This is a genomic window from Ensifer sp. LBL (assembly GCF_050435225.1).
In the GTDB taxonomy this organism is placed as follows: Bacteria; Pseudomonadota; Alphaproteobacteria; order Rhizobiales; family Rhizobiaceae; genus Ensifer.
Genome location: NZ_JBNDJY010000001.1, coordinates 239,892 through 264,732 on the forward strand (window position 1 = coordinate 239,892; position 24,841 = coordinate 264,732).

Genomic DNA, 24,841 nt, shown 5'->3' on the forward strand with positions numbered 1-24,841 from the left:
CGGTGCGACAGGCAGGCATTTGCGACGATGGGCGCTAGGCTGTATTGCTCTTGGATCGTCCACGGCAGAGTACCCGGCATGCTCCCTCCAGATTTCCTCGCCGCCTCCAACCGGCTCACCATCGATCTCGGCGCCCTCACCGACAACTGGCGCGCGATGAATGCCCGCTCGGGCAAAGCGCGGGCGTCGGCAGTCTTGAAGGCGGACGCCTACGGCCTTGGGATCGATCAGGCGGCCACTGCCCTCTATGCCGCCGGCGCGCGCGACTTTTTCGTCGCCAATGCAGAGGAAGGCGCCGATCTGCGCCCTCTGGTTCCGGAGGGGCGCATCTACATTCTCGCCGGCATGTGGCCGGGCAACGAGGCGCTCTTCTTCGACAACGATCTGGTGCCGGTCATCAACTCGGACGAACAACTCGCCGTGTTCATGGCCGCCCTTTCCGAGCATGGCGACCACCCTTGTGTGCTGCATGTCGATACCGGCATGAACCGGCTCGGCCTTACGGTCGAGCAGGCCGTTGCGCTTGCGACAGACCCGGCGCGGCCGGCAAGTTTTTCGCCGGTGCTGATCATGAGCCACCTCGTCTGCGCCGACGATCCCGACCACCGGCTGAACGGCATTCAGCTCCGGCGCTTCCACGAAGTGACCGCCGCCTATGAAGGCGTCGATGCGAGCCTTGCAAACTCCGGCGGCGTTTTCCTCGGGCCCGACTATCATTTCGACCTGACCCGGCCGGGCATCGCCGTTTATGGCGGCGAGGCGGTGAACGACGTCCCCAACCCGATGAAGCCGGTGGTGACCGCCGAAGCGCGGATCATCCAGGTGCGCGATGTGGCCGCCGGCGGCACAGCGAGCTATGGCGCGTCCGCCCGCTTCGACCGCGACAGCCGCATCGCCACGGTCGCGGTCGGCTACGCCGATGGCTACCACCGCTCTGTCTCGGGCGGCGGCGTCACCCTCAGGCAGGCAACGCCATCAGGGGCCTTCGGCTTCCTGCATGGCCGGAAAGTGCCGCATGTCGGCCGCGTCACCATGGATCTCAGCCTTTTCGACGTCACCGACCTTCCCACGGGTACTGTGCGGCCGGGCGATTACATCGAGCTCTTCGGGCGGCACGTCGCCATAGACGATGTCGCGCGCGCCGGCGGCACGATCGGCTACGAGATGCTGACCAGCCTCGGACATCGCTATGCCAGGCACTATGTCGGCGGCGCGTGATGCCGTCCTTCATATCATTTTTCGGTCATTCTCGCTGAAATTCACCTTTTGTTCCGCGTTTCGCGGCATTATGTGACGATACAAGTGATTCTTTTCCGCCGACGTCCGATCGCGACGTCGGCGGTCTCACATTCCGAAAGTCGATGCCGATGGCGAAAGCGCGTACCCAATTCATCTGCCAGAACTGCGGCACGGTCCACACCCGCTGGGTGGGCAAGTGCGAAGGCTGCGGCGAGTGGAACACGATCATCGAGGACAATCCGACGGCAGGCATCGGTGGCGGTCCGTCGCGGGCGCCGAAGAAGGGACGCCCGGTGGCGCTCACCACGCTCTCGGGCGAGATCGAAGACGCGCCACGCATCCAGACAGGCATCTCGGAACTCGACCGGGTGACCGGCGGCGGCTTTGTGCGCGGCTCGGCGCTGCTCGTAGGCGGCGATCCCGGCATCGGCAAGTCGACCGTGCTGATGCAGGCGGCGGCTGCGCTCTCGCGCCGCAATCATCGCGTCATCTATGTCTCGGGCGAAGAGGCCGTGGCGCAGGTGCGCCTTCGCGCCCAGCGGCTCGGCGCTGCCGACAGCGACGTGCTGCTCGCCGCCGAGACCAATGTCGAGGACATTCTGGCAACGCTTTCTGAAGGCAAGCGCCCGGATCTGGTGATCATCGATTCGATCCAGACGCTCTGGAGCGACATCGTCGATTCGGCGCCGGGCACGGTGACCCAGGTTCGCACCGGCGTTCAGGCAATGATCCGCTTTGCCAAGCAGACGGGGACCGCCGTCGTGCTCGTCGGCCACGTCACCAAGGAAGGCCAGATCGCCGGCCCGCGCGTCGTCGAGCACATGGTCGACGCCGTGCTCTATTTCGAAGGCGACCGCGGCCATCACTACCGCATCCTGCGCACCGTCAAGAACCGCTTCGGCCCGACCGACGAGATCGGCGTGTTCGAGATGTCGGACAAGGGCCTGCGCGAGGTTGCCAACCCGTCGGAGCTCTTCCTCGGCGAACGCAACGAAAAATCGCCGGGCGCCGCCGTCTTTGCCGGCATGGAAGGCACCCGGCCCGTCCTCGTCGAAGTGCAGGCGCTGGTCGCGCCGACCTCGCTCGGCACGCCGAGACGCGCGATCGTCGGCTGGGATTCCGCGCGGCTCTCGATGATCCTCGCCGTGCTCGAAGCCCATTGCGGCGTGCGGCTCGGCCAGCACGACGTCTATCTCAACATTGCCGGCGGTTACCGCATTTCCGAGCCGGCGGCAGACCTGGCTGTGGCTTCCGCACTGGTTTCATCGCTTGCCGGGCTTGCCCTTCCGGCGGATTGCGTCTATTTCGGCGAAGTCAGCTTGTCGGGTGCCATCCGGCCGGTTGCGCATACCGCACAACGCCTTAAGGAAGCCGAGAAGCTCGGGTTCTCGCAGGCGGTCCTGCCGTCCGCTTCGACCGAACTGCCGAAAAACGGCAATGGCCGCTGGAGCGAGATGGAAAGCCTGCCCGATCTGGTGGCGCGCATCGCGGGGTCGCGAAACGCACTGAGACCGGCGGAGGACGAAGACTGAAGATGCGGATGTCGCAGGCCGCCCTTTAAGGGCCGCAAACAGGCTGAAAATGCCCTGAACTCAGGGCCGATGGCGGATAGGCTTGAGGAGACCCGGACGAACCGGGTCCGGAGTAAGGACAAAATGCCCATTACAATTCTCGACGGTATCGTTCTCGGCGTCGCCCTGTTTTCCGCAATCCTGGCCATGGTTCGAGGCTTCTCGCGCGAGGTGCTCTCGGTCGCGAGCTGGGTGGGTGCGGCAGCTGCCGCCTACTTCCTCTACCCGCATCTCCTGCCCTATGCGAAGCAGTACACCAACAGCGACACGGTCGCGATGATCGGATCGGCAGCGGTGATCTTCCTGATCGCGCTGATCATCATCTCCTTCATCACCATGCGGATCGCCGATTTCATCATCGACAGCCGCATCGGCGCGCTCGACCGCACGCTCGGTTTCCTCTTCGGTGCCGCCCGCGGCATCCTGCTGGTCGTCGTCGCCATGCTGTTCTTCAACTGGCTCGTCGCTCCGCAGCAGCAGCCGACCTGGGTCACCCAGGCCAAATCGAAGCCGCTGCTCGACAATCTGGGCAACAAGCTGATCGCTCTGCTGCCCGAAGAAGCCGACGCCACCATTCTCGATCGCCTGCGCGGCAAGGACACGACCGGCGAAGGCGAAGGCGAAGCGCCGGCAACGACGCCCGGCCAGGCACCTGCGACGACGCCGGACCAGGCGCCCGCCGACGACGCCCCGGCCACCAACGGCTGAGACAGGAACGATTTGCCGACAAAGCCCGCCCCGCGGGCTTTGTCCTTTTGGGGAATAACGCTTGCAGCCGTTTTCAGCTAAGATTGCTTGAAGACGGCGGGCCTGATCACGATATGCGCACCGGTACGGAGCAAAGGCGACTGTGATGACCGATAGATCCATCGAAATCCACGATGAACTCGAAGGCGATGAACTGCACGAAGAGTGCGGCGTCTTCGGCATACTGGGGCACTCGGATGCGGCGGCGCTGACAGCGCTCGGCCTGCACGCGCTCCAGCATCGCGGCCAGGAAGCAGCCGGCATCGTCACCTTCGACGGCAAGCAGTTCTGCACCGAAAAGCGCATGGGCCTCGTCGGCGACCACTACACGGATCCCGCGACGCTCGCGAAGCTGCCCGGCTTCATGTCGATCGGCCACACCCGCTATTCGACGACAGGCGAAGTGGCGCTGCGTAACGTGCAGCCGCTCTTTGCCGAACTCGAAGTCGGCGGCATCGCCGTCGCCCATAACGGCAACTTCACCAACGGCCTCACGCTTCGCCGGCAGCTGATCGCCGACGGCGCCATCTGTCAGTCGACCTCGGATACCGAAGTCGTTCTGCACCTGATCGCGCGCTCGAAGCAGACCTCCTCCTCCGACCGCTTCATCGACGCCATCCGCCAGATGGAAGGCGGCTATTCGATGCTGGCGATGACCCGCACGAAGCTGATTGCCGCGCGCGACCCGATCGGCATCCGCCCGCTCGTCATGGGTGAACTCGACGGCAAGCCGATCTTCTGTTCGGAAACCTGCGCGCTCGACATCATCGGCGCGACCTATGTGCGCGACGTCGAGAACGGCGAAGTCATCATCTGCGAAATCCAGCCCGACGGCTCGATAACCATCGACGCGCGCAAGCCCGAGGTTTCGCAGCCCGAGCGGCTTTGCCTGTTCGAATATGTCTATTTCGCCCGGCCAGATTCGGTCGTCGGCGGCCGCAGCATCTATGTGTCGCGCAAGAACATGGGCATCAACCTCGCCAAGGAAGCGCCGGTCGAGGCCGACGTCGTGGTTCCGGTGCCGGACGGCGGCACGCCGGCTGCGCTCGGCTATGCCCAGCAGAGCGGCATTCCCTTCGAATACGGCATCATCCGCAACCACTATGTCGGCCGCACCTTCATCGAGCCGACGCAGCAGATCCGCGCCTTCGGCGTCAAGCTGAAGCATTCGGCCAACCGCGCGATGATCGAGGGCAAGCGCATCATCCTCGTCGATGATTCGATCGTGCGCGGCACGACGTCGGTGAAGATCGTACAGATGATGCGCGACGCGGGCGCACGCGAAGTGCATGTGCGCGTTGCGAGCCCGATGATTTTCCATCCGGACTTCTACGGCATCGACACGCCGGACCGCGACAAGCTGCTTGCCAACCAGCATGCAGACCTCGCCTCCATGTGCCGTTACATCGGCGCGGACTCGCTGGAATTCCTGTCGATCGACGGTCTTTATGAGGCGGTCGGCGGCGAGAAGCGCGATCCGAAGGCGCCGCAGTTCACCGACCACTATTTCACCGGGGACTATCCGACCCGCCTCCTCGACCAGGAAGGCGCCAGCAATGTCCGCAAACTCTCGGTTCTCGCCAGCAACGGATAATCAGACACTAAAATGACGATCGATCTCAAAGGCCGGGTGGCCGTGGTCACCGGCGCATCGCGCGGTATCGGCTATTTCACCGCTCTCGAACTGGCCAAGGCCGGTGCCCATGTCGTCGCCTGCGCGCGCACCGTTGGCGGTCTCGAAGAACTCGACGACGCGATCAAGGCGGCGGGCGGTTCTGCGACGCTGGTGCCCTTCGACCTCGCCGACATGCCGGCGATCGACAAGCTCGGTGGTGCGATCAACGAGCGCTGGGGCAAGCTCGACATCCTGGTTGCCAATGCCGGCGTGCTCGGCACGATCTCGCCGATCGGCCATGTCGAGGCGAAGGTGTTCGACAAGGTGATGATGATCAACGTCAACGCCACCTGGCGGCTGATCCGTTCGCTCGAACCGCTGCTGATCAAGTCGGACGCCGGGCGTGCGCTGATCCTGTCGTCGAGCGCTGCACACAAGTGCAAGCCCTTCTGGGGGCCCTACTCCGCGTCGAAGGCCGCCGTCGAGGCTCTGGCCCGCACCTGGGCCGGCGAGACGCAGCGCCTGCCGCTGCGCATCCTCTCGGTCGACCCCGGCGCCACCCGCACCGCGATGCGCGCCCAGGCGATGCCCGGCGAAGATCCGGAGACCGTGCCGCATCCTTCGGAAGTCGCAGCCAAGCTGCTGCCCCTGGTTGGCCCCAACCAGACCGAAACCGGCAAGCTCTACATCGTGCGCGAAGACAAGATCGTCGATTACCGGATGCCCGAATAAGCTTCGGCACACCGCGCAAATGAGAAAGGCCACCGTGTCGTCACGGTGGCCTTTTCTTTTTGCGTGTCGTTTTGGTCTCGTTCAGTCCTTGTCGCCGGGCAAGCCGTCGCCGCCGGTCGAAGGATGGACCGGCCAGTCGCCGCCATACTTGCGCTGCCAGGAGCGCGCGCCGAAGGGCAGCGTGATCAGATAGCCGAGCGCCGTTACCGCCATCGTTTCCCAGGTATAGGTCATCAGCGTCGCAACGTAGAAGACGACGCCGAGGATGGCCGGCAGGACGAGGTCGCGGCGAACGCGGCTGTTCTCCGACTTGCCGGACCAGACCGGCAGGCGGCTGACGAGCAGGAAGGCGATCAGCACCGTATAGGCCGACGCGATCAGCGCGAAGGTGCGCTCGGGAGCAAGGCCCAGGAGACCCAGGTAAACCGGCAACAGAACGAGCATGGCGCCGGCCGGCGCCGGCACGCCGACGAAGTATTCCGACTGCCAGGACGCCTTGACCTGGCGCTCTGCCATCACGTTGAAGCGCGCGAGCCTCAGACCCATCGCGATTGCGTAGACCAGAGCCGCGATCCAGCCGATCGAGCGCGCCTGATCGAGGATGAAGACGTAGAGCACGAGAGCCGGCGCGACACCGAAGTTGATGATGTCGGCAAGCGAATCCATCTGGCCGCCGAAGTTCGACGTCGCCTTCAGGGCGCGCGCGACACGACCGTCGATGCCATCGAGAAAGGCGGCGAGCAGCACCATCGCAACGGCAAGCTCGATGCGGTTTTCAAAGGCGAGCCGGATGCCCGAAAGACCGGCGCAGATCGCGAGCACCGTAATGAGATTGGGGATCATCAGCCGCAGCGGGATCTCGCGCAGCCGTGGGCCGCGCGCGGTATCGCTCGAGCCGTTGGTGTCCTCGGACACCTGCGGCGCTTCGATCGGTTTTTGCTGTTCAGAGCCTTCCATGGACACTCCTTATGCGCGGCGGCTGATGACCGGGCCCTTGGCCGAGCCAAACTCGGCAAGCACCGTTTCACCGGCAACAGCGGTCTGCCCGACGCTGACACGCGGCTCGGCACCGGCCGGCAGGAACACGTCGAGGCGCGAGCCGAAGCGGATCAGGCCGAAACGTTCACCGGCCTCCAGCGAGCCGTTCTCATACTTCCAGCACAGGATGCGGCGGGCAACGAGGCCGGCGATCTGAACGACGCCGATGGCGCCGTGCTTGGTATCGATCACCAGACCATTGCGCTCGTTCTCCTGGCTGGCCTTGTCGAGCTCGGCATTGACGAACTTGCCGGCGCGATAGGCGACGCGGGTGATGGTACCGGCCATCGGCGCGCGGTTCACGTGGCAGTTGAACACATTCATGAAAACGGAGATGCGCAGCATCGGTTCCGAGCCGAGGTTCAGTTCTTCCGGCGGCAGAACCGTCGCGATCGACGAGACGCGGCCGTCAGCCGGGCTGATCACCAGATCGTCGTCAAGCGGCGTCATGCGCTCGGGATCGCGGAAGAAGTAAGCGCACCACGCCGTCAGCACGAAGCCGATCCACATCAACGGCTCCCACAGGAAGCCAAGCACCAGCGACACGACGAAGAAGATCGCGACGAAGCGATAGCCTTCCTTGTGCACCGGGACGAGCGTGTTGCGGATCGTATTGACCAGGCTCATGAACTCTACTCCAGATTTTCCGTGGAACGTGATCGTTTTCTATAAGTTAGCGCGGGATGCGGACGGAAAACCGCAAACGCATTTCCTGCCCCCGCTCTAGCGCGAAATGTCCCGGCGGGCAACGCCGCCCGCCCGGTAGCGACAAAACGCGTCGCGCTCAGCAAAGAAAAAGACGCCATCAAACCGCCGGCTCGCCGCGCGTGACGATGCCGAGATCGTCGCTTTCGCGCACGCGCTTCAGTTGCTCTTCGGCCTGCGTCGCTTCGCGCTGGCGGCTCCACATCGAGGCATAGAGACCGTCACGGTCGATCAGTTCGCCATGGGTGCCGCGTTCGGCAATGACGCCGTCCTTCAGCACGATGATCTCGTCGGCGTTGATGACGGTCGAAAGCCGGTGCGCGATGACAAGCGTCGTGCGGTTGCGCGACACGACGTCGAGGGCCGACTGGATCTCCTGCTCCGTGCGGGTGTCCAGCGCAGACGTCGCCTCGTCGAGGATCAGGATCGGCGGGGCTTTCAGGATCGTGCGGGCGATCGCGACGCGCTGCTTCTCGCCGCCCGAAAGCTTCAGGCCCCGCTCGCCGACCATGGCCTGGAAGCCCTCCGGCAGGGTGCGGATGAACTCGGCGATCTGCGCGGCTTCGGCCGCCGCCTCGACTTCGGCTTCGCTCGCCGAAACGCGGCCGTAGCGGATGTTGTAGGCGATGGTGTCGTTGAAGAGCACCGTGTCCTGCGGCACCATGCCGATCACCGAACGCAGGCTCTTCTGCGTCACTGTGCGCACGTCCTGGCCATCGATGGTGATCGCCCCTTCCTGCACGTCGTAGAAGCGATAGAGCAGCCGCGAGAGCGTCGACTTGCCGGCACCGGAGGGGCCGACCACGGCCACCGTCTTGCCGGCGGGCACCTCGAAGGTGATACCCTTCAGGATCGGGCGCGCCGCATCATAGGCGAAATGCACGTCCTTGAAGGTGATGGCTCCCTTGCCGATGACGAGTTCGCTCGCATCCGGGCGATCCACCACTTCGGCACGCACGTCGAGCAGGTCGAACATATGCTCGATATCGGTAAGCCCCTGGCGGATTTCGCGGTAGACGAAGCCGATGAAATTGAGCGGGATCGCAAGCTGGATCAGCATGGCGTTGATGAAGACGAAATCGCCCAGCGTCTGCTCGCCGCGCTGAACGGCCAGCGCCGACATGATCATCATGACCGCCGTGCCGGCGCCGAAGATCAGCGCCTGGCCGAAGTTGAGCCAGCCGAGCGACGTCCAGACCTGGGTCGCCGCCGCCTCGTAACGTTCCATCGACTTGTCGAAGCGACGGGCTTCCATCTCCTCGTTGCCGAAATACTTGACCGTCTCGAAATTCAGCAGCGAGTCGATCGCCTTGGTGTTGGCGTCGGTGTCGCTGTCGTTCATCGAACGGCGGATGGCGATGCGCCAGTCGCTCGCACGCACGGTGAACCAGATATAGAGCCAGACGGTGACAGCGGTAACGAGGAGATAGCTGAAGCCGTAACCCCACCAGAAGATCACCGCCGTCAGCAGGAACTCGATCAGGGTCGGCACGCTGTTGAGGATCGTGAAGCGGACGATCGTTTCGATGCCCTTGGTGCCGCGCTCGATGACGCGCGAAAGCCCACCGGTGCGCCGCTCCAGATGGAAGCGGAGCGACAACTGGTGCATGTGTATGAAGGTCTTGTAGGCGAGTTGCCGGACGGCATGCTGGCCGACGCTTGCAAACAGCGCGTCGCGCAACTGGTTCAACCCGGCCTGCAAAAGACGGGCAAGGTTATAGGCAAGCACCAGCATGACTGCGCCGGTCATGAACACGGGCAGAAAGCCCAGGACATCCGGCTTGCCGTTCAGCGCATCGGTTGCCCATTTGAAGGAATAGGGAACGAGGATCAGCACGACCTTGGCGATGATCAGAATGACCGTTGCCCAGATCACCCGGAGCTTGAGATCGGCCCTGTCCGACGGCCACATGTAGGGCCACAGATTGGCGATCGTCTGCAGGGGATTGCTGGTATCGGCCGAGACGGTTTTCTTCTGGGGTGCCACGTTCTGATCCGCTCTTACGTTTGCGCGCTTGGAGGCAGGTTGTCGCGCATCCAAGCTCTGCGCCGAGCCCTCCCTGTAAACGAAGACCTCAGGCGCCGTCATCACCGTTCAATGAAAAGCGGCGCCCTGTCGAAGGCGCCGCCCTTGGTCGGGAGATAGGCATCCGCCGCAGCCGCCGCAATGTCGGCGGCCGCAGATCGGCTGCTTATTGCTCTTGTTTCATGTGCTTCTTGTGAATTTCTCGCGATTCTTCGTCCGGCAGCGCCTTGTCCGGCACGCCGAAGACCTGGCCCGGACGAATGCGGTCCGGGTCCTCGATCTGGTCCTGGTTGGCGAGATAGATCGTGGTGTAGCGCAGGCCCGCGCCGTAGACGCGGCGCGAGATCTGCCACAGCGTGTCGCCGCGGCGGATGATCACCGAACTCTTGCTCTCCTTGAGGGGAGCCTGCTCGAGTGTCTGGGGCTGGTCGGGCGAGGCTACAACGGCTGCTGTCTCGGTCGCCGGCTGCGCCGGTGCGGCATCATTTACAACCGCGCTCCCAGCACCCATCACCTTTGCCAGTTCACCCGGCGCCGGGGCATTGTCCTTCTGCTGGGCCTTCTCGGGCGACGCCGGCGTGGCGCTGCCCTGCTCGGCCAGGACCGCACCGACGGTCGCATCAACCTTGGTAAGGGCCGTCGCAACGCTCGACGGGTCCTGAGGCGCTGCCTTCAGCGCCGCGAGCGCGCTGGCCGCGGCCTTTGCGGCCCGGGTCGCCGAGGCGACGAGCGTCTGGTCGGAATTGTCGGCAAGACGGAAATCCGCAAGCGACTTCAACGCGATCTCGGTCGCCGAACGGGCGGCAGCCAGCTGCTCGCCGTTCGGAACCTTGCCATTGGCATAGAGCCCCTTCAAGAGCGCCAGCGCCTTTCCAGCTTCCGCACGCAGGCCATCGAGACCGGCGGTTGCCGACGGCGTGCCCGAAGGCGCAACGGCTGCGACCTGCGATCCTGCGGGCCGGTCGAAGGGAACCGAGGCGCGCATCACGACCTTGGTGCCGTCCTCGTTCAGCATGTCCGCCCGAATGATGTGGCTGCCAACCGTCAACTCGATCTCACCGTCGACGACGAAGTGGCCCTTGTCGTCGGCCTTCATTTCGCCGACGAGCCTGTCGTCGGCATAGACGCGCACCAAGGCACCGGCCTTGGCGCTGCCGGCGACGAACATCTTGCTGCCTTCGATCTCGACCGCACTCACCTGCAGGCCTGGAACGCCGGAAAGCTGCGCCGGCGCCGTGGCAGCATCGACCGCCTGCGGCGTCGCGGAGGCAACCTCGGCCGGCTTGAGGTCCGCAGCGGCGACTTCCTCCGCCGCACCCGGCGTCGTGATCAGACGGCTCGCCGTACCAGGCTTCGAGACCATGGCAAGCAATTGACCGGACGGATCCTTGGGAACGGAAACGGTCGCTACTTCCTCGGAGCTCTTCACCGCACCGTTTTCACCGGTGCTGCGCAGCGTGAGCTGATGGTCACCCGCCGGAAGGGGATTGTCGAAGACCGCGGCAAAGTCGCCGGTCGCGCCGACATCGGCGGTGCCGACCACGGTGTCGCCGCTGAGGATCTCAAGCTTCGAATTCGGCTGGGCGTGGCCGGCGATCACCGTCGAGCCATCGGGCTCAACACGCAGCACGTCGAAACCGGGAACGGCCGGATCGGTCGCAGGGACGTTGGCGGCGGTCGCCGCTTCGGCCTTCTGCTGCTCCTGCTGCGGCGCAGCATCCGTCTTGGCGGTCTCGACAGAGGCGCCGGTCGCCTGCGGCCCACCGGTCGCAGGCGTCGCCTCGGTCGACTGCGTCGCGGTGCCTGCCGCCTGATCGGCTGCCGGCTTCTTGCCGTCGCCGCGCAAGTTCGGTTGAATTACGAATACCATCAACGCTGTTGCTGCCACGAGGACAGAAATGGCCACCCAGCCGGCCTTATTTTTGATCATGCCACTCTCCACACGGAGCGGAGCAACGCTCCGCGCATGCCCTCTCATCGGCCTGCGGTGCGGGCTTGCGCCGTCATTATAGCGCAACAGCAAGCAACTCGTCCGATTTCTTCAATCAATCACTGAAATTGCTAGCGATTCGCGATTCGGCATACAAGCAGCCGAAGGGGCGGCAACCCGCAGAAAGCCGGGTTTCCCCTCATTTTTCTTGACCCATGCTGCGCTGCAATGTTTTTTGAGGGCATGAGCACCGAGAACAGCACGATTCGATCCATCTGCGTCTACTGTGGTTCACAGCCGGGACGCGACAATGCCTACATGGAAGCCGGGCGCGCGCTTGGCCGATCCATTGCCGATCACGGGCTTCGCCTGGTCTATGGCGGCGGCACCCGCGGCATCATGGGGGCGGTCGCCAGCGGCGTGCTTTCCAACGGCGGCGAAGTCACCGGGATCATCCCCGAATTCCTGATGGACAAGGAAGCGACCCGCCATTCGCTCGGCCAGCTGAACGAGCTGATCGTGACGGCCGACATGCACGAGCGCAAGCACACGATGTTCGAACGTGCCGACGCTTTCGTGGCGCTGCCCGGCGGCATCGGCACGCTGGAAGAGATCGTCGAGATCATGACCTGGGCGCAGCTCGGGCGTCACCGCAAGCCGATGGTCTTCGGCAACATCAACAATTTCTGGAGGCCGATGATGGACCTCCTGCAGCACATGCGCGAGGAAGGCTTCGTCCATACGGCGCATCTCGTGCAGCCGCTTGTCGTCAATGACGCGGCCGACATCGTGCCGACCATCCTGGCGGCCGCTGGCGGCGGCAACGGCCGTGAGGGCGAAACCGAAATCATCTCCAAGCTTTAGGAAACGCATTCGGCCAACAAAAAAGGCGCGCCACCCGGCGCGCCTTTTTTTGTTTCTATCGCAACCGGCCTTATTCGGCCGGGCTTGCCTGCAGGGCGCGGCGCGCCCTGCTTTCCGCCAGCATGGCGCCGGTATAGATCACCAGCGCCGCCCAGATCAGGCCGAAGGCGATGAGCTTTGCCGTGCCGAAGGGCTCGTGGAAGACGAAGACGGCGATCACGAAGATCATCGTCGGCGCGATGTACTGCATGATGCCGATCGTCGACAGGCGCAGGAGCTTGGCGCCGTTGGCATAGATCATCAGCGGCACGGCCGTGACGATACCGCAGGACAGCAGCCACAGGACGTCCGCCATGCCGGTATCGCCGAAATGGCCCTGCCCCGTCGTTTCCAGCCAGATGATGTAGCCGATGGCCGGTACGCTCAAAAGCAGGACTTCCAGGAAGAAGCCCTGGTTGGGGCCAACCGGCAGGGTCTTGCGGAAGAAGGCGTAGAAGCCCCACGACAGGCAAAGACCGATGGACACCCACGGCAGACCGCCGGCGTCGAAGGCAAGCACGGCAACGGCGGAGGCCGCGAGCGCGATGGCAACCATCTGCGCCGGGTTCGGCCTCTCCTTCAAAAGCACGGCGCCAAGAAAGATCGAGAAGAGCGGATTGATGTAGTAGCCGAGCGCGGTTTCGATGGCGCGGCCCGCACCGATCGCCCAGACATAAATGCCCCAGTTGATGGTGATGAGCACGGCGGTCAGCGCGGCCATGCACAGCATGCGCGGCGAGCGCAGTGCCGCCTTGATGTCGTCGGTGCGACCGAGCCAGAGCAGCACGAGACCCGCGAGCGACACCGACCACACGATCCGGTGCGCCACCACTTCCGGCGCCGGGATATGGGCGACCGCCTTCATGAAGAAGGGCAGGAAGCCCCAAAGCAGATAGGCGGTCAGCGCGAAGGCAAAGCCTTTCGCGGAATCGGTATTTTCGGCGGGTGCTTTCGGCTCGGCCATATCATCTTTTCCTGGTGTTTTGCCGGAGAGCCCTGGCGGCAATGGCCGCTCTCCGGTCAGAAGGGAGGGCACAGCCTGTCGGCCGGCACGATCTCCCATTGGTGCGTCCTACCCCAATGGCCGGTGATGCACCAATTCATTTCCGTGAAGGGAGAATGAGTTTTGCTCACCCTCCCCCAGGCCCAGTCCATCAACGTTTCTGGACCGATCGCCGGAGATTACTCGGCGGCGATCAGTCCGACGTGGTCGCGGTTCTTCAGCAGCTTGAAGACGATACTGTCCATCAGTGCCTGGAAAGACGCATCGATGATGTTGTCGGAGACCCCCACGGTCCACCAGCGCGCGCCCGTGCCATCGGTCGATTCGATCAGAACGCGGGTGATCGCCTCGGTCCCGCCATTGAGGATACGGACCTTGTAGTCCGCAAGCTCCAGGTCTTCGATTTCCGACTGGTACTTGCCGAGATCCTTGCGCAGCGCCAAGTCCAGCGCGTTAACCGGGCCGTGGCCTTCGGCTACCGACATCATCGTCTCGCCGTCGACAACCACCTTCACTACCGCTTCCGACACGGTCTTCAGATGACCGTTGGCATCGAAGCGACGCTCGACCATCACCCGGAAGCTTTCGACATGGAAGAAGTCCGGCACCGTGCCGAGGATGCGGCTGGCGAGCAGCGCAAAGCTCGCATCCGCCCCCTCATAGGCATAGCCGGTCGCTTCGCGTTCCTTGACGATGGCGATCAGCTTGTCGAGCTTCGGATCGTCCTTGCTGACAACAATGCCGCGTCGCTTCAAGGCGTTGATGAAATTGGCCTTGCCGCCCTGGTCGGACACCATGACCTTGCGCAGATTGCCGATGCTTTCGGGCGCCACATGCTCGTAGGTGCGCGGATCCTTGAGCAGCGCCGAGGCGTGGATACCGGCCTTGGTGGCAAAGGCCGACGCGCCGACGTAAGGGGCCTGCTGGTCGGGCGAGCGGTTCAAGAGTTCGTCGAAGGAATGGGCGAGCTTCGTCAGCTCCAGCAGCCGGTCGGCGTCGATCGCCGTTTCGAAGCGGCTTGAATAGGTCTCCTTCAACGCCAGCGTCGGGATCAGCGTGACGAGATTGGCGTTGCCGCAACGCTCGCCAATGCCGTTCAGCGTTCCCTGGATCTGGCGCACGCCTGCCTCGACCGCCGCCAGCGAATTGGCGACCGCCTGGCCCGTATCGTTATGCGCATGGATGCCGAGATTGGCACCGGGCACGCCGGCAGCGATCACGGCGGCGACGATCTCGCGCACCTCCGGCGGCTGCGTGCCGCCATTGGTGTCGCAGAGCACCACCCAGCGCGCGCCGGCGTCAAAGGCCGTCTTCGCGCAGGCAAGCGCATAGGCGGGATTGGCCTTGTAGCCGTCGAAGAAATGCTCGCAATCGACCATCGCCTCGCGACCCGAGGCGACCACCGCCTCGACCGAGGCGCGGATGTTGTCGAGGTTCTCCTCGTTGGTGCAGCCGAGCGCTACTTCGACGTGATAGTCCCAGCTCTTGGCGACAAGACAGATAGCGTCGCTTTTCGCCGCCAGCAGTGCCGCGAGGCCTGGGTCGTTCGACGCGGAAACCCCGGCGCGCTTGGTCATGCCGAATGCGACGAAGGAGGCCTTCTGGGTTTGCTTGCGCCCGAAGAACTCCGTGTCGGTCGGGTTCGCGCCGGGATAGCCGCCTTCGATATAGTCCATGCCGAACTGATCGAGCAGGCCGGCAATCGCAATCTTGTCTTCGACGGAAAAGTCGATGCCGGGCGTCTGTTGCCCGTCTCTCAGCGTCGTGTCGAAGAGGTAGATGCGTTCCCTGGTCATGGCTCTCGTCCAAAAATGCTCTGTTTAGTTTTGCTCGGTCTTGCCTGCGAACTGGTCCGTGGTGCGGATCAGCCGATCGAGGATACCGGGCTCGGAATAGGCGTGGCCTGCGCCTTCGATCAGATGAAGCTCCGATCCCGGCCAGGCCTTGTGCAGTTGCCAAGCGTATTTCGCCGGGCACGGCATGTCGTAGCGCCCATGGATGATGACACCTGGAATGCCGTGCAGCCGGTGGGCGTCGCGCAGCAATTGGCCATCCTCCATCCACCCGGCATTGACGAAGAAGTGGTTCTCGATCCGCGCGAAGGCGTCGGCGTAATCGTCCTCGGCGAAGGGCGCGCTGGTTGCGAGTTCCGGCAGAAGCGTGATCGTCTCGCCTTCCCAGATGCTCCAGGCCTTGGCGGCCTCAAGGCGCGTCGCCTTGTCGTCGCTCATCAGGCGGCGGTGATAGGCATGCATCATCTCGTGGCGCTCGTTCTCGGGAATGGGCGCGATGAAACGCTCCCACTTGTCCGGGAACATCTCCGAGACGCCGAACTGGTAGTACCAGTCGAGCTCGGCCTTGGTCAGCGTGTAGATGCCGCGCAGTACCAGTTCGGAAATCCGTTCCGGGTGCTTCTCGGCATAGGCGAGCGCCAGCGTCGATCCCCAGGAACCGCCGAAGACCAGCCACCTGTCGGCGCCGGCCATCTCGCGCAGCCGCTCGATATCGGCGACGAGATGCCAGGTGGTGTTGGCTTCGATCCTGGCATTCGGCGTCGACTTGCCGCAACCGCGCTGGTCGAACAGCGTTACGTCGTAGAGCGCCGGATCAAACAGACGGCGGTGGCTCGGCGAGATCGTGCCGCCGGGCCCGCCATGCAGGAAGACGGCGGGCTTTGCGCCCGGTGTGCCGGCCTTCTCCCAATAAATCGTGTGGCCGTCGCCGACGTCGAGATGGCCCGACGCATAGGGCTCGATTTCCGGATAAAGCGTACGCAGAACAGTCGTCATTCTCAGTCTTTCGTGAGCGGCCAGTGCACGGTGTCGTAATCGGGATGCTGGCGGTTGGTTTCGAGAACGATCAGATGGCGGGTCGCCGAGACCTCGGTGCCGTCATCCGTCTCCCTCGGCGGCAGGCCCGCGAGCCGCGAGAACCAAATGACGCGGGATTCGACGCCGGACTGGTAGACGGGCTGCACGTCATCAGGCTCGTCGAGCGAGCCGAGCGCGATGTTGATGAAGCTCTCGTCGGGCATATCGTAGAACAGCGGCGTGCCGCAATCGCTGCAGAAGCCGCGGCGCACCAGATGCGACGAGCGGAACCAGGACGGCTGGCCGCGGGTGATGTCGAACGTGTCGCGGGACGCATTGGCGAGCGGCATGAAGTAGTTGCCGGTCGCCTTCTGGCACATGCGGCAATGACAGATATGCGGGTCCGAAAGCACGCCCTCGGCGCGGTAGCGCACGGCGCCGCATTGGCATCCGCCCGTATAGATGCGCGCGATGGTCACCGGAATGCTCCCGAAGGATGCCATTGGTCGGTCTCGTGGTCCGGGTGCTGGAACGAGATGATGCTTTCCTGCCTGGCGTAGAAATCCTGATCCTCAAGCACCGGCTGCTCGAAGATCGTCTCGACCCAGGGCAGACGCGAGGCGTGGTTGACCTGGATTTTCGGCGCAAGATCGGAACGATCGTCGAAGGTGCCGATGGCGATCTCGAGGCCGCCCGGATGCCGGTAGGTCATCGGCGTTCCGCATTTCGGGCAAAAGCCACGGTCGATGTTGACCGAGGACTGGAAGTAGCTCGGCTCGTCCCGCACCCATTCGACACCATCCTTCGGCGCCGTTACCAGCGCCGAGAAGAACGAGCCGAATTGCTTCTGGCACATGCGGCAATGGCAGATCGACGCGCGCCCGAGTTCACCCTTAATCCGGAAGCGGACCGCGCCGCATTGGCATCCACCTGTTCGAACGTTTTCGGTCATCGCTTCTCCTCCGGGGGCCAGGTCTCGGTGTCATGGTCGGGATGCTGATAGGAAACGAGTTTCTCCAGGAATTCCACCGCGTCCGGGTCTTCCATCGTGTGAACACCGGGCAGCGCGGCCACGTGGTCGGTATAGGGCAACTTGCTTTCAATGCCCCATTGCACCGTTGGCGTGATGCCCTGCGGTTCGTCGAAAGCGGCAATCGCCAATGCCATGCCGTCCGGCGCCTCATAGGTCAGCGGCGTGCCGCAATCGCCGCAAAAACCGCGCCAGCCGAAATTGGACGACTGGTAGCGCTTGCGCTCGCCGCGCGTCCAGGCGACATGGGCGCCGCCGACGGAAACCAGCGGCAGGTAGAAGTTGCCGCTCGCCTTCTGGCACATGCGACAATGACAGACCGACGCATCGCCGAGCCTGCCCTCAATGCGAAAACGCACTGCGCCACACTGGCAACCGCCTGTGTAATAGGGCCTGTTGTCCAGACTCATCGCGATTTCTCCTCAGCCCGGCGCATGGCAGACGGCTTCGATATTGTTGCCGTCAGGATCGAATACGAAGGCGCCGTAATAGTCCGGGTGGTAGTGCGGTCTCAGCCCCGGTTTGCCGTTGTCACGCCCGCCGGCGGCCATTGCCGCTTGATAGAAGGCATCGACCTCGGCGCGACTGCGCGCCGAAAAGGCGTAGTGCCGGCCCGGCCCCGTTGCAGCCGTCTCATGCAGCCAGAAGACCGGCCGCTCGCGGCCATAACCACCCACCTTGAGACCGCCGGTGTGTTCCAGCGGCACCATCATCAGCAAGGAGGCGCCAAGCGGAGCAAAGGCCTTGTCGTAGAACGACTGCGCCCGCTCGAAATCCGCGACGGGAATGCCCGTATGGTCGATCATCGCACGAACTCCTCTTTCATGCATGCGCTCCGCTTTTCGCCGCCCTTTCAGATACCCTGTCCGAACCGATCAGAAGGATCGGACAGGGCTCGATAGCTAGGCAGCCGTCACCGTTTGATATCCCAGGTCGTCACCCGCTCGCCGGTTGCCGGATCCTTGCCGTCCTTGAGCTGAACGCCGCGCGCCAGCAGATCGTCGCGGATCTTGTCGGCTTCCGCGAAGTTCTTCGCCTTCAGCAGTTCCAGACGGGCCCGCACGCGGCTGTCGATGTCGCGGACCAGCCCCTCGTCGAGTTCGACCGCCTGCGGCACCACGCCGATCAACGCGGCACTTGCGGCAAAGGTCCCAAGCAGCTTCGGATCAGCTGCCGCCTTCTGGGCGAGCGCATGGACCGCCTGGACCGCCGCGACCGTGTTGAGGTCGTCGGCAAGTGCGGCGACCACGGCCGGATCGACCTCACCCTTGGCGTCACCCGGAACCGGCCACTTGGAGAGCAGATGCTCTGCTTCTTCCAACCGCTTCACCGAAAAATCGATCGGTTCGCGATAGTGCGTCATCAGCATGGCGAGCCTCAGCACATCGCCCGGCCACTGGCGGCCGGCGAACTTTTCCGTGTGCAGCAGTTCGTAGATGGTGACGAAGTTGCCCTCGGACTTCGACATCTTGCGGCCTTCGACCTGCAGGAAGCCGTTGTGCATCCAGACATTCGCCATTACTTGCGTGCCGTGAGCGCAACGGGACTGGGCAATCTCGTTTTCATGGTGCGGGAAGATGAGATCCAGCCCGCCGCCGTGGATGTCGAAGACTTCGCCGAGGTAGCGGCTGCTCATGGCCGAGCACTCGATGTGCCAGCCGGGACGGCCCCTGCCCCACGGGCTTTCCCAGCCCGGTTCGTTGTCGCCAGAAAGCTTCCACAACACGAAGTCGCCCGGGCTCTTCTTATGCGCCTCGACGGCGACACGGGCGCCGGCCTGCTGTTCGTCGAGATTGCGCTTCGAGAGCTGACCGTAATCAGCCATCGACTTGGTATCGAACAGCACCTCGCCGCCCGCCTGATAGGCATGGCCCTTGGCGAGGAGCTTTTCGATGATGTCGATCATCTGCGCGATGTTGTCGGTGGCCCGCGGCTGGACATCGGGGTCAAGGCAGCCGAGCGCCTTGGCATCGTCGAGAAACTGGGTTTCGGTCTTCTCCGTCACCCGCCGGATCGCGTCGTTGAGCGGCAGGGTCGGATAGTCCCGCAGCGCCCGCGCGTTGATCTTGTCGTCGACGTCGGTGATGTTGCGCGCATAGGTGACGTGATCCGCGCCATAGACATGGCGCAGCAGCCGGAACAGGACATCGAAGACGATGACCGGCCGAGCATTGCCGATATGGGCATAGTCATAGACCGTCGGGCCGCAGACATACATGCGAACGTTGTCGGGATCGATCGGCTTGAACTCGATCTTCTCCCGCGTCAGCGTGTTGTACAGCTTCAGTGTCGGCGTTCCGCCCATTGCCATTCTCCAAGATGCATACGACCGTAAAATACCGCGCCCGGGAGGCCCGCGCGTTTGTCATCTTGGATTTTAGGAGACGAAAACGGCCAGGCCAGCGGAGCGCTAGCGAATAATGTTCCGGCAGATAATGCAGATAACCGTTTTCATGGCCTCACTTATCGCGCGTCACCCGATTTCGGTCAAGAGGTCAGCCGCATGCAAGCACAGCCGACTATCGAAAGGATTCCGCGGTCATGGATTTGTCATGATTAGGCTTATCTGAGATCGCCATGCGGAAAACAGATTCGCGGTGTAGTTGGTAACGCACCACGAAATCCTGTCTCCGGAGAGCAAGGAGGAGCGTCGCTTTCGTGAAGACGTGCGAAAGCGGCAGTGTATCCGGTTCGGGAAAGCATCAAGGAGTGAGTGCAAGTGAAAGCCGCAAAGACCAAAGACATCGCCAAAACCGCCAATCTCGTCGAACAGTATCGCCCGCTCGGCCTGAAGGCCGTACTTGCCGCAGCGCTGCAGGTGAAGGCGAAGCCGGCTGGCAAGCTGGCCAAGCGGCCGGCCTGACGCTTGCGACGCTCTTTTCCTTAAAAGAGAAACATCTGCCCGCCATCGGGCTCGGTCGGCTTGCTCTTGCCTTTTAGCTGGGCATCCGCGACCGGCCTGGGTGTGACGGCGTCCTGGATTTCGGGCCCGGTGTTGACGACCTTGTTGACCTTGTCCGAAACCGGGATTGCCTCGAAGTAGTCCTCCGCGACCGGGCCGAAGAGGTCGGCAACCTCACGCGGCTCCTGGGTCTTGCAGTCCAGCCAGCGGGCAAAATCCTCGGGCTGGATGACGACCGGCATGCGGTCATGGATCTGCCGGATCGAGGCGTTGGCGGCCGTCGTCAGGATGGCCGCGGTGTCGACTTCGGAGCCGTCGGCCGAGGACCAGGTTTCCATCAAACCGGCGAAGGCGACGATGCCGCCCTTCCTCGGGCGCACCCAATAGGCCTGCGACGGCTCGCGGCTGCCCTTCGGCGGCCGGCGCCATTCGTAGAAGCCGGAGGCCGGCACAAGGACCCGCCGGTGCCGCATGGCGGCACGGAACGACGCCTTTTCGATTGCCGATTCGACCCGCGCATTGATCAACAGTGGAAAGTCGCGCGGGTCCTTGACCCAGCCCGGCGTGAAGCCCCAGCGCACGAGCAGCGCCCTGCGCTCCGGCAGGTTGCTGCCTGGTGCCGCACGCTCGCCGGCCACGACGACCATGATCGGCTGGGTTGGCGCGATATTGAAGCGCGCCGGAAAGTCGTCGCTTTCCAGCAGGCTGAACAATTCCATTATTTCATCGGGTGTCGCCGTCAGCGCAAAACGTCCGCACATGACATCGATGTGGCACTTCACGTAGGATGGGTCAACGCTACCGAGACGATTTGATTCCCTGATGCCGACCAAGCCCGAACTTGCTTCCTCCGTCATTCTCGAACGCGACGGCCGCTATCTGCTCGTCCGCCGGGCCAACCCGCCGTCGGCCGACATGTACGCCTTTCCGGGCGGCCGGGCAGAAGCCGGCGAGACGCCGGCGGAGACAGCACTTCGCGAATTGTTCGAGGAAACCGGCATCAAGGCGCGCGATCCGGTGCTGTTCGAAGTCTACGATCTGCCGGGCAAAGAGTCCGAGGGGCGACACTTCCTGCTGTCGGTCTTCAGGGCCGAGGCCGATGCCGACGTAGTTGCCGTCGCCAGCGACGACGCCGCAGGGCTCGGCTGGTTCACGGCTCAGGAGATCTTCGCCTTGCCGATCCCCGACAGCGTGCGCGAATGTGTGGAAAGGCTCTCCGGCGCCGGAGCGAACGCCGCGACATCAGGCGACGGCCTTGAAACCGCCGCCAATTCGGGCTTGGTGAAATCATGATCCCTGTCCCGATCCTTACAAGGCTTACGCTCGCCGGCATCGCCTTGACAGTCGCCACTGGCGCGGCAGCGCAAAAATCACCGACGAAAGAGCCGGCCAAGACCGAGACCGCAGCCCCTGCCCCGGCCGCCGTGGAAGAAAAGCCGACGCCCTATGACCAGCGGCTGGTTCGGCTCTCCGAGATCCTCGGCTCTGTGCACTACCTCCGCAATCTCTGCGTCAAGGAACCGGAAGATGTCTGGCGCCGCTCGATGCAGGAACTGATCGACAAGGAAACCGCCACCGAAGTCAAACGGCGCGAGCGGATGACAGCCGCCTTCAACCGCGGGTATCGAACCTTCGCATCCGTCTATACGAGCTGCACGGGGCCTGCGATCGTCGCCGAACAGCGATATCGTGCCGAAGGCGCAACACTTGCGTCAGAAATCGTCGCCCGCTTTGGAAATTAGCAATAAATTAACCTCTTTTCTCACGACCCCGTGTCGTTTCGGGAAAAGGCTGCTAAGTTCGTTAAGAGAGTGGTAAGAAATGGCGAGTCCGTCACGGCCGTTCAGTCGGAGTTCAGCCGAACGGCCATAAAATGAACCGCTTGCACAATGGAAGTCGCATGGAACGAATGATGGAACCAAGCCTGACCGACATCGATGACATGATCGTCCACGAGAAAATGCAGGCCGCGCTGGAACACCAGAGCGAGGCCTGGGCGGACGGAATGGCCGACGGTATCGAGCCGGAAATCATCGCCGATGCAGCCATTGCCCTTGCCATGCGGGAAACCGTTCGGCTTCATGGCGAAGACGGCGCCGAAGCAATGCTCAATTCGCTTCGCGAGCGCGTGCTCGCCGGCGAGTTCTCGCCCCAGCGCACGATTCAGTAATATCAGGACTGCCCGATGCATCGGAATCTCGCAAACCGGACCCTTCCGGTTCGCCTCGCTACACTGCTGTTGGCCGGTGTCGCCTTGACCACCCCGGCAGCGGTTTCTCCCGCCTTCGCTCTCAGCGAATTGCAGGGCGCGCCGCAACCCGTCCCGACCGAGCAACAGCCTGCCGCGGGCGACCAGAAGGCGACGCCGCCCGTAGCCGAACCCGTTGCCGAAGAGACGGATGAGGAAGAGAAGCTTCCGCTCGAAATCCCGATGCCCGATCCGCTGATCAACAAGTCGGCGACAGCCACCAAGGAAGACGCTCCCGAAGCCGAAGAGCCGGAGCCGACTGGGCCTGTCGAAGTCCTGACCGACATTTCCAAGATTCCGGCGCCGGTCGCCCGCATGCGCGAGCTGATCGTCGAGGCAGCGGCTTCCGGCGACATCGAGCGCCTGCGCTCGCTGCTCGGCAAGGGCCCGAACCAGACCCAGGTCACGGGCGTCACCGGCGACGAAGACCCGGTCTCGATCCTGAAGAGCCTTTCGGGCGACCAGGAAGGCGTCGAAATCCTCGCGATCCTGCTCGACGTGCTGTCGACCGGCTTCGTGCTGGTGGACAAGGGTACGCCGCAGGAGGCCTATGTCTGGCCCTATTTCGCGGAAAAGAAGCTTTCGACGCTGACGGCACCGGAAAAGGTCGACCTGTTCCGCCTGGTCACCGCCGGCGACTTTGCCGACATGGAAGAATTCGGCAGCTACAACTTCTATCGCGTCGGCATCATGCCGGATGGCAAGTGGAAATTCTTCATCGCCGGCGACTGAGCGCCGGCGACCTGCTTGCCGATGATCGCCGAACATCCTACCTCTTCGCCAAGAGATCGCCGGTGGAACCGGGGCCTGAGTCGGCCGCGGCCATTCAGGTGATCGTCTGCTAGGTTAGCGCGGGAGCCTCCCCTCCCGTCGAACAGGATTCGAACGATGCCCAGAGTTCGCCTCGACGATCGCGCGATCGTCGCCATTTCCGGCAAGGACGCCGAAGATCTTCTCCAGGGACTGATCACCACCGATCTCGACGCGCTTGCACCCGATGAGGCGCGTCCCGGCGCTCTGCTGACGCCACAGGGCAAGATCCTGTTCGAGTTCCTGATCTCCCGGGACGGCGACGGCCTACGGTTGGAAACGGCACATGACCAGGCCGAAGCGCTGCTGAAGCGCCTGACGATGTACAAGCTTCGCTCGGCAGTCGAGCTTTCGATCAAGACATCCGACGCCGTCACCGTGATATTCGACGAAGCAGCACCGACAGGTGCCTATCGCGACCACCGTTTCGAGAAGGCGGGCATTGCGCTCTTTCGCGCCTATGGGGAAGCCACCGGCGACACGGCCGGCGCAGAAGACCTCGAACGGCTGCGGATCGCGGCGGGCATTGCCAATGCCGGCACCGATTATGCGGTGCAGGACGCCTTCCCCCATGATGTGCTCATGGACAAGAACGGCGGCCTTTCCTTCAAGAAGGGCTGCTATGTCGGCCAGGAAGTGGTGTCGCGCATGCAGCACCGCAGCACGCCGCGCCGCCGGGTCGTGATCGTTTCTGCCGACGCCGCCCTTCCCCCGACGGGAACGACGATCACCGCAAACGACAAGTCGATCGGCACGCTCGGCACGGTACAGGGCAAGTCGGCGCTCGCGATCGTGCGCATCGACAAGGCCGGCGAAGCGATGGCGAACGGCATCCCGCTGCTTGCCGGCGACGTGCCCGTGACATTGGTCCTGCCCGAATGGGCCGGGCTCACCTTCCCGACGTCTGCCGACGAGGCGAGCGCGTGACGACGGCCCGCGCCTGGCAGCGCATGCTCTCCGGCCGCCGGCTGGACCTGCTCGACCCGTCGCCGCTCGACGTCGAGATCGGCGATATCGCCCACGGTCTCGCGCGCGTCGCCCGCTGGAACGGGCAGACCGCCGGCGACCATGCCTTCTCGGTCGCCCAGCACAGCCTGATGGTCGAGGACATTTTTCGCCGCAGCAACAAATGCAGCAGCGACGATTGCCTGTTGGCGCTTTTGCACGACGCGCCGGAATACGTGATCGGCGACATGATCTCACCGTTCAAGGCGGTGGTCGGCGGTGGCTACAAATCGGTCGAAAAGCGGCTGGAAAGCGCCATCCATCTCCGTTTCGGCCTGCCGCCGCATTGCTCCAAGGAATTGAAGGACAAGATCAAGAAGGCCGACCATGTCGCCGCCTATTTCGAAGCGACCGTGCTTGCAGGCTTCTCGGTCGAGGAAGCGCGAAAATTCTTCGGCCAGCCGCGCGGCATCACCCGCGAGACGCTGCTGATCGACCCCGTGCCGGCGGTCGAGGCGCAGCGGTTGTTCACCGAGCGGTTCCTGGCGCTGGAAGCGCAGCGCCTGCCTGCACGCGCGGAAATCTGA

26 protein-coding genes are annotated in these 24,841 nt (G+C 63.6%); 13 read left to right on the top strand and 13 right to left on the bottom strand.

What is annotated here, in order from left to right:
* The first annotated feature begins 78 nt into the window (after positions 1-78).
* From alr to OKW20_RS01185, 5 genes are all read left to right on the top strand, one after another.
* Positions 79-1,218, top strand: a complete 1,140-nt coding sequence (gene alr, locus OKW20_RS01165) for an alanine racemase (protein WP_429169744.1) — start codon at positions 79-81, stop codon at positions 1,216-1,218.
* Positions 1,219-1,367: 149 nt separating this feature from the next.
* Positions 1,368-2,771 (top strand): DNA repair protein RadA, encoded by a 1,404-nt coding sequence (gene radA / locus OKW20_RS01170; protein WP_043611486.1) that lies wholly within the window; start codon positions 1,368-1,370, stop codon positions 2,769-2,771.
* Positions 2,772-2,894: 123 nt separating this feature from the next.
* Positions 2,895-3,518 (top strand): CvpA family protein, encoded by a 624-nt coding sequence (locus OKW20_RS01175; RefSeq protein WP_034803987.1) that lies wholly within the window; start codon positions 2,895-2,897, stop codon positions 3,516-3,518.
* 145 nt (positions 3,519-3,663) lie between these two features.
* Positions 3,664-5,151 (top strand): amidophosphoribosyltransferase, encoded by a 1,488-nt coding sequence (purF, locus tag OKW20_RS01180; protein ID WP_043611345.1) that lies wholly within the window; start codon positions 3,664-3,666, stop codon positions 5,149-5,151.
* Between the two features lie 12 nt (positions 5,152-5,163).
* On the top strand, positions 5,164-5,904 hold the full coding sequence (locus OKW20_RS01185) for an SDR family NAD(P)-dependent oxidoreductase (protein ID WP_192447377.1): 741 nt from the start codon (positions 5,164-5,166) through the stop codon (positions 5,902-5,904).
* 81 nt (positions 5,905-5,985) lie between these two features.
* On the opposite strand, the gene pssA is transcribed toward OKW20_RS01185, so the two are convergent.
* The 4 genes from pssA to OKW20_RS01205 all read right to left on the bottom strand — a co-directional run bounded on the left by pssA (position 5,986) and on the right by OKW20_RS01205 (position 11,603).
* Positions 5,986-6,861 (bottom strand): CDP-diacylglycerol--serine O-phosphatidyltransferase, encoded by an 876-nt coding sequence (gene pssA, locus OKW20_RS01190; protein ID WP_052202086.1) that lies wholly within the window; start codon positions 6,859-6,861, stop codon positions 5,986-5,988.
* Positions 6,862-6,870: 9 nt separating this feature from the next.
* Positions 6,871-7,569 (bottom strand): phosphatidylserine decarboxylase, encoded by a 699-nt coding sequence (locus tag OKW20_RS01195; RefSeq protein WP_192447378.1) that lies wholly within the window; start codon positions 7,567-7,569, stop codon positions 6,871-6,873.
* A 178-nt stretch (positions 7,570-7,747) separates the two neighbouring features.
* On the bottom strand, positions 7,748-9,634 hold the full coding sequence (locus OKW20_RS01200; protein ID WP_429169745.1) for an ABCB family ABC transporter ATP-binding protein/permease: 1,887 nt from the start codon (positions 9,632-9,634) through the stop codon (positions 7,748-7,750).
* Positions 9,635-9,839: 205 nt separating this feature from the next.
* Positions 9,840-11,603, bottom strand: a complete 1,764-nt coding sequence (locus tag OKW20_RS01205) for a LysM peptidoglycan-binding domain-containing protein (protein ID WP_429169746.1) — start codon at positions 11,601-11,603, stop codon at positions 9,840-9,842.
* A 243-nt stretch (positions 11,604-11,846) separates the two neighbouring features.
* Between OKW20_RS01205 and OKW20_RS01210 the strand changes: the two genes are divergently transcribed.
* Positions 11,847-12,467, top strand: a complete 621-nt coding sequence (locus OKW20_RS01210) for a TIGR00730 family Rossman fold protein (protein ID WP_192447381.1) — start codon at positions 11,847-11,849, stop codon at positions 12,465-12,467.
* Between the two features lie 70 nt (positions 12,468-12,537).
* On the opposite strand, the gene rarD is transcribed toward OKW20_RS01210, so the two are convergent.
* From rarD to cysS, 8 genes are all read right to left on the bottom strand, one after another.
* On the bottom strand, positions 12,538-13,470 hold the full coding sequence (rarD, locus tag OKW20_RS01215; RefSeq protein ID WP_429169747.1) for an EamA family transporter RarD: 933 nt from the start codon (positions 13,468-13,470) through the stop codon (positions 12,538-12,540).
* A 218-nt stretch (positions 13,471-13,688) separates the two neighbouring features.
* Entirely contained in the window at positions 13,689-15,305 is a 1,617-nt protein-coding gene (gene cimA / locus OKW20_RS01220; RefSeq protein WP_429169748.1) for a citramalate synthase, read from the bottom strand.
* Between the two features lie 24 nt (positions 15,306-15,329).
* The gene (gene pip, locus OKW20_RS01225) at positions 15,330-16,298 is read right to left on the bottom strand and encodes a prolyl aminopeptidase (protein WP_429169749.1); all 969 of its coding nucleotides are present in this window, start codon (positions 16,296-16,298) and stop codon (positions 15,330-15,332) included.
* A 2-nt stretch (positions 16,299-16,300) separates the two neighbouring features.
* On the bottom strand, positions 16,301-16,822 hold the full coding sequence (locus OKW20_RS01230) for a GFA family protein (RefSeq protein WP_429169750.1): 522 nt from the start codon (positions 16,820-16,822) through the stop codon (positions 16,301-16,303).
* Positions 16,795-17,271, bottom strand: a complete 477-nt coding sequence (locus tag OKW20_RS01235) for a GFA family protein (RefSeq protein ID WP_192447384.1) — start codon at positions 17,269-17,271, stop codon at positions 16,795-16,797. Before OKW20_RS01235 ends, OKW20_RS01230 begins: the two co-directional genes overlap by 28 nt.
* Positions 17,268-17,759 (bottom strand): GFA family protein, encoded by a 492-nt coding sequence (locus OKW20_RS01240; protein ID WP_429169751.1) that lies wholly within the window; start codon positions 17,757-17,759, stop codon positions 17,268-17,270. Before OKW20_RS01240 ends, OKW20_RS01235 begins: the two co-directional genes overlap by 4 nt.
* A 12-nt stretch (positions 17,760-17,771) precedes the next feature.
* The gene (locus OKW20_RS01245) at positions 17,772-18,155 is read right to left on the bottom strand and encodes a VOC family protein (RefSeq protein ID WP_429169752.1); all 384 of its coding nucleotides are present in this window, start codon (positions 18,153-18,155) and stop codon (positions 17,772-17,774) included.
* Positions 18,156-18,262: 107 nt separating this feature from the next.
* Positions 18,263-19,654, bottom strand: a complete 1,392-nt coding sequence (gene cysS / locus OKW20_RS01250; RefSeq protein ID WP_429169753.1) for a cysteine--tRNA ligase — start codon at positions 19,652-19,654, stop codon at positions 18,263-18,265.
* 414 nt (positions 19,655-20,068) lie between these two features.
* Between cysS and OKW20_RS01255 the strand changes: the two genes are divergently transcribed.
* On the top strand, positions 20,069-20,212 hold the full coding sequence (locus tag OKW20_RS01255) for a hypothetical protein (protein ID WP_429169754.1): 144 nt from the start codon (positions 20,069-20,071) through the stop codon (positions 20,210-20,212).
* Between the two features lie 20 nt (positions 20,213-20,232).
* On the opposite strand, the gene OKW20_RS01260 is transcribed toward OKW20_RS01255, so the two are convergent.
* Positions 20,233-21,012, bottom strand: a complete 780-nt coding sequence (locus OKW20_RS01260) for an SOS response-associated peptidase (RefSeq protein WP_429169756.1) — start codon at positions 21,010-21,012, stop codon at positions 20,233-20,235.
* 58 nt (positions 21,013-21,070) lie between these two features.
* Here OKW20_RS01260 and OKW20_RS01265 point away from each other — a divergent pair, with 58 nt between their 5' ends.
* From OKW20_RS01265 to OKW20_RS01290, 6 genes are all read left to right on the top strand, one after another.
* On the top strand, positions 21,071-21,544 hold the full coding sequence (locus OKW20_RS01265; RefSeq protein WP_429171118.1) for an NUDIX hydrolase: 474 nt from the start codon (positions 21,071-21,073) through the stop codon (positions 21,542-21,544).
* A complete protein-coding gene (locus OKW20_RS01270) occupies positions 21,541-21,993 on the top strand; it encodes a TIGR02301 family protein (RefSeq protein WP_429169758.1) in 453 nt (150 codons plus the stop codon). Before OKW20_RS01265 ends, OKW20_RS01270 begins: the two co-directional genes overlap by 4 nt.
* A gap of 158 nt (positions 21,994-22,151) precedes the next feature.
* Positions 22,152-22,421, top strand: coding sequence for a hypothetical protein (locus OKW20_RS01275; RefSeq protein WP_089043914.1), 270 nt, complete (start codon positions 22,152-22,154; stop codon positions 22,419-22,421).
* Positions 22,422-22,436: 15 nt separating this feature from the next.
* The gene (locus OKW20_RS01280; protein WP_429169760.1) at positions 22,437-23,231 is read left to right on the top strand and encodes a hypothetical protein; all 795 of its coding nucleotides are present in this window, start codon (positions 22,437-22,439) and stop codon (positions 23,229-23,231) included.
* Between the two features lie 156 nt (positions 23,232-23,387).
* Positions 23,388-24,236, top strand: coding sequence for a YgfZ/GcvT domain-containing protein (locus tag OKW20_RS01285; protein WP_429169761.1), 849 nt, complete (start codon positions 23,388-23,390; stop codon positions 24,234-24,236).
* Positions 24,233-24,841, top strand: a complete 609-nt coding sequence (locus OKW20_RS01290) for a YfbR-like 5'-deoxynucleotidase (RefSeq protein ID WP_043616593.1) — start codon at positions 24,233-24,235, stop codon at positions 24,839-24,841. Before OKW20_RS01285 ends, OKW20_RS01290 begins: the two co-directional genes overlap by 4 nt.